The organism is Mycobacterium sp. Soil_C_30, assembly GCF_057656995.1.
Genome location: NZ_JBDGJH010000005.1, coordinates 133,959 through 141,925, shown reverse-complemented (window position 1 = coordinate 141,925; position 7,967 = coordinate 133,959). Strand labels below are relative to the sequence as shown.

The window sequence follows — 7,967 nt, the reverse complement described above, 5'->3', positions numbered from 1 at the left end:
GCTCGGCGACCGGGCCGAAATCACCAGCCCGGCCCGCTCTCGCTCTCGTACCTCGAGCTCGGCGACCGGGCCGAAATCACCAGCCCGGCCCGCTCTCGCTCTCGTACCTCGAGCTCGGCGACCGGGCCGAAATCCCTCAGAAGTAGCGGGGGAACGGGGTCCAGTCGGGGTCGCGCTTCTCCAGGAAGGCGTCCCGGCCTTCGACGGCCTCGTCGGTCATGTACGCCAGCCGGGTGGCCTCACCGGCGAACAGCTGCTGGCCTACCAGACCGTCGTCGAGCAGGTTGAACGCGTACTTCAGCATGCGCTGGGCCTGCGGCGACTTGCCGTTGATCGCGGCCGCCCACTCCAGGCCGACGGTCTCGAGGTCGGCGTGGTCGACGACGCGGTTGACCGCACCCATCTGGTGCATCTGTTCGGCGGTGTAGGCCTCGCCGAGGAAGAAGATCTCGCGGGCGAACTTCTGGCCTACCTGCCGGGCCAGGTAGGCGCTGCCGTAACCGCCGTCGAAGCTGCCGACATCGGCGTCGGTCTGCTTGAAGCGGGCATGCTCGCGGCTGGCCAGCGTCAGATCGCACACCACGTGCAGGCTGTGCCCGCCGCCGGCGGCCCAGCCGTTGACCAGACAGATCACCGGTTTGGGCATGAACCGGATCAACCGCTGCACCTCCAGGATGTGCAGCCGCCCCGCCCGCGCCACATCCACCGTGTCGGCGGTCTCGCCGTCGGCGTACTGGTAACCACTGCGGCCGCGGATGCGTTGATCGCCTCCCGAGCAGAACGCCCAGCCGCCGTCCTTGGGTGAGGGACCGTTGCCGGTCAGCAACACCACCCCCACCGACGGATCCATCCGGGCATGGTCGAGCGCCCGGTACAACTCGTCGACGGTGTGCGGCCGGAACGCGTTGCGCACCTCGGGCCGGTCGAACGCCACCCGCACCGTCGCGTCGCCGCGCGCGCGGTGGTAGGTGATGTCGGTGAAATCGAAGCCGTCGACAGGCCGCCACAGACTGGGGTCAAAGGGGTTCTCGCTCACGGGTTCACACGCTATCGAACCGGAAAACCGCGCAGCGGCCGGCCAATGCCTCGAACTCCTCCGGTGTGCCCTCCGACACCAGGCCCGCGTTCTTCATGAAACTCAGTCCGGTGGGCACCTTCTCGGGGAACACCCGCAGCAGCGGCCGGGCTTGCTCAGCCGTCATCTCCACCATCCGCACCTGCTCGCTGCGACGGCCCTGCCTCAATACCGCATTCGGGTTGGCCTGGGCGTTGCGCACCCAATCCGCGCCGGGGAATCCGCCCACCACATACCGTTTCCCGTCGACGGTCATCGGCGAGATCGGGGTGGAGCGCGGCTTGCCCGATCTGCGCCCCACCACCGTGAGCACCGGGAGTCCTTCTTTGCCGAACACCGGAAGGCGCGCCTTCTGGGCGCCCATGAGGACTTTGTTCAGTGGTTTGAGCCACCACGGCGGGCGGATCTGCTCGTCGGCCATTCCTCGAGGTTAGACCGCGAATCCGTACTGCCGCAGTGACTGCAGCAGCCCGTCGGGCCGCTCAGCGGTGGGCAGCGGGTCCACCAGCAGGAAACCGCAGCCCACCGCGCGGGCGCCGCCGTCGGCCTCGTCGCTGTCGCCGACCATGACGGCCTCGGTTGCTGCGACGCCGAGACGTTCCAGCGCGGTGGTGAAGATCTCCGGGCTCGGTTTGACGGCACCCACTTCGAAGGACAACACGAATTCGTCGACGTGCTTGTCGGCCCCGATCGCCGCGAACGCGGGACGGATGTCGAACGCGATATTGGATACCACCGCGGTCCGCACCCCCAGCCCTTTCAGCGACGCGAGCACCTCGGCGGTGTCGGGATACGGCGTCCACGAAGATGGGTCGATCACCCGCTGATACAACGACTCCGCGTGATGGTCGGCGACCCCGGACTCGCGCAGCACATGCAGATAGGCCTCACGGTGCAGGTGCGGGGCGAGGTCGCGGTTCACCCAGGCGTGGTACTCGTCGGGGCCCATGTCGACCGAGCGTCCGGTGGGGGCGGTGAGCCGGCGCATCAGCTCGGCCTGCACGTGTCCGTCCACCTCTGCGTCGTTGACCGATATGCCTTCGAACCAGCTCGCATCCTCCTCCAGGCGGAACAGTGTGCCGGAGAAGTCGAACAGCGCGGCGTTGTGCACGCCTGCCATGGTGCCACTCGCGTTTGCCTCGGTCGGCATGGATTTCTCGCTAAATGGATATATCTTCGCCGTGAGTACTGTTTCCGCGGCGGCCGTGGTGATCCCCGCGCACAACGAACTGGCCAACCTCCCACGCTGCCTGCGCGCCGTGCTCACCAGCGCCGCGTGTGCGCCGGTGCCGGTGTCCGTGGTCGTCGTGCTGGACAACTGCGACGACGACAGCGCGACGCTCGCCGGCAGCTACGGCCCCGATGTGCACTTCGTGACCGTCGAGGCCGGCAATGTCGGGGCGGCCCGGGCGGCCGGGTTCACCTTCGCCGCGTCGCTGCGCGGCCGCGACGAGCACACCTGGTACGCCACCACGGACGCCGACTCCCGGGTGGACCCCGACTGGCTGATCCGGCAGTTCGACGCCTGTTCGGACGGGGGAGCCGACATGGTGCTCGGCGTGGTGCGCATCGCCGACTGGCGGCGCCTGCCCGCGCAGGTGTTGCGCCGCTACCTGCGCGGTTATCACCGCGGCACCGACCAGGAGCATCAGCACATCCACGGCGCCAATATGGGGTTCCGCGCGGACGCCTACTGGCGGGTGGGCGGCTTCCACGCGTTGGCCACCGGCGAGGACGTCGATCTGGTGCAGCGCTTCGAGGTCGGCGACTACCGGATTCGTCGTGATCCGGCGTTGTCGGTGGCGACGTCGGCGCGTAGTCAGGGTCGCGCACCTGGCGGGTTCGCCGCACATTTGCGTTCCCTCGCGGGTGACTCCGCTTGAGCGTCGAAACCGTGCGGCGCTGGCTCGCCGACGGCGTCCTGGATCTGCCGCTGCCCGCCTCCGGCGCCACCGCGCAGCGGTGGCGCCGCCTCGCGGAGTTGGCTGAAACCGACCTCGTCGCCGCCCGGATCGCCGAAGCGCACACCGACGCCGTGGCGATCCTCGACGAGCTCGGTGCCAAACCGCCGCTGCCCGATCAGCTGTGGGGCGTCTGGGCCGCCGAAGCCTCCGATCAGGTGGTGACGGCCTCGGCCGACGGTGACGAGGCCACGCTCAGCGGTGTCAAACCATGGTGCTCGGGAGCCGGCTTCTGCAGCCACGCCCTGGTGACCGCGCGCAGGCCCGACGGTGAGCGCGCCCTGTACGCGGTGAGCCTCACCGATCCGTTCGCGCGGCCGCTGCCGAGTACCTGGGCCAACGCCGGCATGGCCGGAAGTGACACCCGCTCAGTGCAATTCACCGAAGCTCCGGCTGTTGCTGTCGGTGCCCCCGGTGCGTACCTGAGCCGGCCGGGGTTCTGGTACGGCGCCATCGGGGTGGCGGCCTGCTGGCTCGGCGGAGCCCGGGCCGTCGCCGCCCCGCTCTACGAGAAGGCCGCCGACGAGCACGCACTGGCACACCTGGGCGCCGTCGACGCCGCGCTCACCGCCGCCGCGGCCGTGCTGCAGACCACCGCAGAGCAGATCGACGCGGTGGACCAGGTGGCCCACGGCGAGCTGTTTGCCCGTCGCGCCCGCGCCGTCGTCGAACACGCCGTCGAGGAAACGCTGACCCGCACCGGCCACGCGCTGGGGCCCGGCCCGTTGGGGATGGATGCCCTGCACGCCCAGCGCGTCGCCGATCTCACCGTCTACGTCCGCCAGAGCCACGCCGAGCGGGACCTCGCCGCACTGGGTCGGCTGGCGGTTCGGTGATGAGCAACGGCCCCCGCTTCGCCGCCCGGCCGCTGACGGAGCCGGGCACCTCGATCGAGGACTGGCTGGCCGGTGAACCTCCGCCGACGGTGGACCTGCGCGAGTGCCCGGCGTTGGTGGTGGTGGCGCCGCATCCTGATGACGAGACCCTCGGTGCCGGCGGGATGATCGCCGCCTTGGTGGCTCGCGGTGTCGACGTCACGGTGGTGTCGATCAGTGACGGCGGCGCCGCCCACCCCGAGACCACCCAGGTCGACCGGATGCGCCTGGAAGCCACCCGACGAGCCGAACTCGATTGTGCTGCCGCTGTTCTCGGGGTACAGCGGGTGATCCGCCTCGGTCTGCCCGACGGCCGGATCGCCGAGCACGAAGAGCGCCTCATCGAGCGGCTCGCCGACCTGCTGAACCCCGGGGTGTGGTGCGCGGTGACGTGGCGCGGTGACGGCCATCCCGATCACGAGGCGGCGGGCCGGGCCGCGGCGGTGGCCGCCGCCCATGCGGGGGCGACGCTGGTCGAGTACCCGGTGTGGATGTGGCACTGGGCTGACCCGGGGGATGCTGTGGTGCCGTGGGACCGGGCCGGGTCGGTGCCGTTGGACCGGCACGCTGTCGAGCGGAAACATCTAGCGGTGCAGTGTTTTCGGAGTCAGGTCGACGCCTCGGGCGGTGCGTCGCCGGTGTTGGCGCCGTTCGTGGTGCGCCGGCTGCTGGCGGTGGGGGAGGTGGTGTTCCGGTGAAGATCTCCGGAGAGTACTTCGACCGCATGTACGCCGCCGCCGACGATCCCTGGGAGCTGAGCTCGCGGTGGTACGAGCAGCGCAAGTACGCCATCACCATGGCGATGCTGCCGCAGCGCCGCTATCGGCATGCGTTCGAACCGGGCTGCTCAATCGGTGTTCTCACGGAATTGCTCACGCAGCGCTGCGATCACGTCACCGCGGTCGACGTCGCCGATGCCGCGTTGCAGACCGCGGCCACGCGGGTGGCTGCGGGTGCCACCTTCGCGCGCGGGGCGCTCGACGAGCCGTGGCCCGCCGGGCCGTTCGATCTGGTGGTGCTCAGTGAGGTGGGCTACTACTTGGATGCCGACCTGCTCACGGACGTGGTGCGGCGCGAGATCCCGCGGCTGGGGCAGGGTGCGACGGTGCTGGCCGCGCACTGGCGCCATCCCGTGGCCGACTATCCTCTCGCCGGCGACGAGGTGCACGAGATTTTGTGTGCGGCACCGGGATTGACACGCCTGGGCCGCTACCGGGACGACGACGTCGTCATCGATGTGTTCGACACCGGCGACGGGCGGTCGGTGGCCGCCCGGGAGCAGGTCCCCGGCGCGCGGTGACATCACCCTGGTTCTCGGGCGAGACCCTAGCCCACCGAGCGCGTCGCACCCTCCCAGAACTGCGCCCGCACGGCCTTCTTGTCCGGCTTGCCCAACCCTGTCAGCGGCAGCGACTCGGCGAGCACGATCTGCTTGGGTGACTGCACCGACCCCTTGCGTTCCTTCACCGCAGCCTGGATTTCGGATGTCATCGTCGCCACGGAAGCCTCATCGGACGGCGCGTCCGGACGCAGCACCACCACCGCGGTGACAGCCTCGCCCCACTTGTCATCCGGAGTGCCGACCACACACACCTGCGCCACCGACGGGTGCTCGGCGATCACGTCCTCGACTTCGCGGGGGAACACGTTGAACCCGCCGGTGACGATCATGTCCTTCACCCGGTCGACGATGAACCAGAAACCGTCCTCGTCTTCGCGAGCCATGTCGCCGGTGCGCAGCCAGCCGTCTTTGAACGTCTCCGCGGTCTGCTCGGGCAGCTGCCAGTACCCGCCGGCCAACAACGGCCCGGACACGCAGATCTCACCCGGCTCGCCCTGCGGCACCGGATTGCCGTCGGCGTCCAACAACGCGCAGCGCGCGAACAACGTCGGACGCCCGCAGGAGGACAGCCGCTTCTCGTCGTGATCGGCTTTGGCCAGATACGAAATGGCCATCGGCGCCTCGGACTGCCCGTAGTTCTGCGCGAAGATCTTCCCGAAACGTTTGATGGCCTCGGCCAGCCGAACCGGATTGATTGCGGACGCGCCGTAATACACCGTCTCCAGCGACGACAGATCCCGCGTCCGCGAATCCGGGTGATCCATCAGCGCGTACAACATCGACGGCACCAGGAACGTCGCCGTGATCTTCTGCTCCTCGATCACACGCAGCACCTCGGCGGGATCGAATTTGGGCAGCACGAACATCTCGCCGCCCTTGATCGCGGTCGGCAGGAAGTACGCCGCACCGGCATGCGACAGCGGGGTGATCATCAGGAATCGCGGGGTCTCCGGCCACTCCCACTCGGCCAGCTGAATGGTCGTCATCGTGGTGGTGGCCTGCACCGTCATGATCACGCCTTTGGGTTTGCCGGTGGTGCCGCCGGTGTAGGTCAGCCCGCCGATGTGATCTGGCGGCAGATCAGCGGCGACCAGGGGACGGGGTGAGAACTTCGCGGCCTCGGCGTTGAGGTCGAGGACGGTGGCACCCAAGGAGGCCAGCTCCGGCGGCACCGGGCCGATGGTCAGGATCTGCTTGAGCGAGTCCACCTTGCTCAGCAGGCCCAGCGCCCGTTCGACGAACATCGGCTGCGGATCGATGATCAGCGACGTCACCCCGGCATCGGAGAGCACATAGGCGTGGTCGTCGAGCGAGCCGAGAGGGTGTAGTGCGGTGCGGCGGTAGCCCTGGGTCTGCCCGGCGCCCACGATCATCAGGACTTCGGGCCGGTTCAGCGACAGCAGGCCGGTGGCTGTTCCGCTTCCCGAGCCCACCGCTTCGAATGCCTGAATGTACTGGCTGATGCGGTCAGCGAGCTGCCCGCCGGTGAGTGTGGTGTCGCCCAGATGCAGCAGCGGCTTGCTCCGGTGGCGCTTGAGCGCCCCCGCGAGCAGGTGGCCGGAGTGGACGGGGTGGCGCAGCAGTTCGTCACTCATGAGACCCAAGACTAGAACGTGTTGCAGTTCTAGTCAGCAGTCGGGGCCAATAGCATTCGATTCATGCCGTTGCCTGCGCTGAACGACCTGCTGGACCGGGTGCACGTGGTCACGCTGCCGATGCGGGTGCGGTTCCGTGGCATCACCAGTCGCGAGATCGCGCTGTTCGACGGCCCGGCCGGCTGGGGCGAGTTCGGCGCCTTTCTCGAATACCAGCCGCCCGAGGCCGCGCACTGGCTGGCATCGGCCATCGACTCGGCCTACCACAGCGCGCCGCCGACTCATCGCGATCGGATCGCCATCAACGCCACGGTGCCCGCCGTGCCGGCCGCGCAGGTCCCCGAGGTGCTGGCGCGGTTCCCGGGGGCGGGCACCGCCAAGGTGAAAGTCGCCGAACCGGGGCAGACGCTGGCCGACGACGTGGCGCGGGTCAATGCGGTGCGGGCGCTGATCCCGACAGTGCGGGTGGACGCCAACGGTGGCTGGGCGGTGGACGAGGCGGTGACGGCCGCGGCCGCGCTGACCGCCGACGGACCGCTGGAGTATCTGGAGCAGCCCTGCGCGACGGTGCCCGAGCTCGCCGAAGTGCGCCGCCGCGTGCGGGTTCCGGTGGCCGCCGACGAGAGCATCCGCAAGGCCGAGGACCCGCTGCTGGTGGTCCGTGAGGGTGCCGCCGACATCGCGGTGCTGAAAGTGGCTCCATTGGGCGGGGTTTCGGCCTTCCTGACGATCGCCGGCCAGATCGACATCCCGGTGGTGGTGTCCAGCGCCCTGGATTCTGCGGTCGGTATCGGTGTCGGTCTGACCGCGGCCGCCGCGCTGCCGGCACTGCACCATGCGTGCGGGCTGGGCACCGGCGGCCTGTTCGTCGAAGACGTGGCCGAGGCGCGAGTTCCCGTCGACGGATTCCTGCCCGTCGCCCCCGTGACGCCCGACCCGGCCCGCCTCGATGCGCTGCAGGCGCCCGCCGACCGGCGGGACTGGTGGCGCACCCGCATCGGCGAGTGTCACGCCGTTCTCGCCCGGAGGTGAGTCCGCGTCCGGAGGAGGCACCCTTGACGCGCGAACTTGTCACTGTCTAGATTTGCAACTAGACACTGACAAGATGGGAGCGCGCTG

At 69.3% G+C, this 7,967-nt stretch carries 9 protein-coding genes; 5 read left to right on the top strand and 4 right to left on the bottom strand.

The window, feature by feature from the left end:
- Positions 1-136: 136 nt before the first annotated feature.
- The 3 genes from AC3A6P_RS11375 to AC3A6P_RS11365 are packed head-to-tail and all read right to left on the bottom strand — an operon-like array spanning position 137 to position 2,225.
- On the bottom strand, positions 137-1,036 hold the full coding sequence (locus AC3A6P_RS11375) for a 1,4-dihydroxy-2-naphthoyl-CoA synthase (RefSeq protein WP_487691588.1): 900 nt from the start codon (positions 1,034-1,036) through the stop codon (positions 137-139).
- A 4-nt stretch (positions 1,037-1,040) separates the two neighbouring features.
- Positions 1,041-1,496, bottom strand: coding sequence for a nitroreductase family deazaflavin-dependent oxidoreductase (locus AC3A6P_RS11370; protein ID WP_487691587.1), 456 nt, complete (start codon positions 1,494-1,496; stop codon positions 1,041-1,043).
- Positions 1,497-1,505: 9 nt separating this feature from the next.
- Positions 1,506-2,225, bottom strand: a complete 720-nt coding sequence (locus AC3A6P_RS11365; RefSeq protein WP_487691586.1) for an HAD family hydrolase — start codon at positions 2,223-2,225, stop codon at positions 1,506-1,508.
- Positions 2,226-2,256: 31 nt separating this feature from the next.
- Here AC3A6P_RS11365 and AC3A6P_RS11360 point away from each other — a divergent pair, with 31 nt between their 5' ends.
- From AC3A6P_RS11360 to AC3A6P_RS11345, 4 genes are read left to right on the top strand one after another with little or no spacing between them, the layout of a single operon-like run.
- Positions 2,257-2,958, top strand: a complete 702-nt coding sequence (locus tag AC3A6P_RS11360; protein ID WP_487691585.1) for a glycosyltransferase family 2 protein — start codon at positions 2,257-2,259, stop codon at positions 2,956-2,958.
- Positions 2,955-3,872, top strand: a complete 918-nt coding sequence (locus tag AC3A6P_RS11355) for an acyl-CoA dehydrogenase (RefSeq protein ID WP_487691583.1) — start codon at positions 2,955-2,957, stop codon at positions 3,870-3,872. Before AC3A6P_RS11360 ends, AC3A6P_RS11355 begins: the two co-directional genes overlap by 4 nt.
- On the top strand, positions 3,872-4,609 hold the full coding sequence (locus AC3A6P_RS11350) for a PIG-L deacetylase family protein (protein WP_487691582.1): 738 nt from the start codon (positions 3,872-3,874) through the stop codon (positions 4,607-4,609). Before AC3A6P_RS11355 ends, AC3A6P_RS11350 begins: the two co-directional genes overlap by 1 nt.
- Before the next feature lie 26 nt (positions 4,610-4,635).
- Positions 4,636-5,211 carry an SAM-dependent methyltransferase gene (locus AC3A6P_RS11345; RefSeq protein ID WP_487691943.1) on the top strand — a complete coding sequence of 192 codons (576 nt, stop codon included), beginning with the start codon at positions 4,636-4,638 and terminating at the stop codon, positions 5,209-5,211.
- A gap of 26 nt (positions 5,212-5,237) precedes the next feature.
- Here AC3A6P_RS11345 and fadD8 read toward each other — a convergent pair whose 3' ends face one another.
- The gene (gene fadD8 / locus AC3A6P_RS11340) at positions 5,238-6,848 is read right to left on the bottom strand and encodes a fatty-acid--CoA ligase FadD8 (RefSeq protein ID WP_487691581.1); all 1,611 of its coding nucleotides are present in this window, start codon (positions 6,846-6,848) and stop codon (positions 5,238-5,240) included.
- Between the two features lie 63 nt (positions 6,849-6,911).
- On the opposite strand from fadD8, the gene AC3A6P_RS11335 reads away from it, so the two are divergent.
- A complete protein-coding gene (locus AC3A6P_RS11335; protein WP_487691580.1) occupies positions 6,912-7,880 on the top strand; it encodes an o-succinylbenzoate synthase in 969 nt (322 codons plus the stop codon).
- Positions 7,881-7,967: the final 87 nt, after the last annotated feature.

Bases quoted from the DNA above. Each gene is read 5' to 3' on its own strand.
- AC3A6P_RS11365 (WP_487691586.1), bottom strand. From the start codon at position 2,225: ATGCCGACCGAGGCAAACGCGAGTGGCACCATGGCAGGCGTGCACAAC.
- AC3A6P_RS11350 (WP_487691582.1), top strand. From the start codon at position 3,872: ATGAGCAACGGCCCCCGCTTCGCCGCCCGGCCGCTGACGGAGCCGGGC.
- AC3A6P_RS11345 (WP_487691943.1), top strand. From the start codon at position 4,636: ATGTACGCCGCCGCCGACGATCCCTGGGAGCTGAGCTCGCGGTGGTAC.
- fadD8 (WP_487691581.1), bottom strand. From the start codon at position 6,848: ATGAGTGACGAACTGCTGCGCCACCCCGTCCACTCCGGCCACCTGCTC.
- AC3A6P_RS11335 (WP_487691580.1), top strand. From the start codon at position 6,912: ATGCCGTTGCCTGCGCTGAACGACCTGCTGGACCGGGTGCACGTGGTC.
- AC3A6P_RS11370 (WP_487691587.1), bottom strand. From the start codon at position 1,496: ATGGCCGACGAGCAGATCCGCCCGCCGTGGTGGCTCAAACCACTGAAC.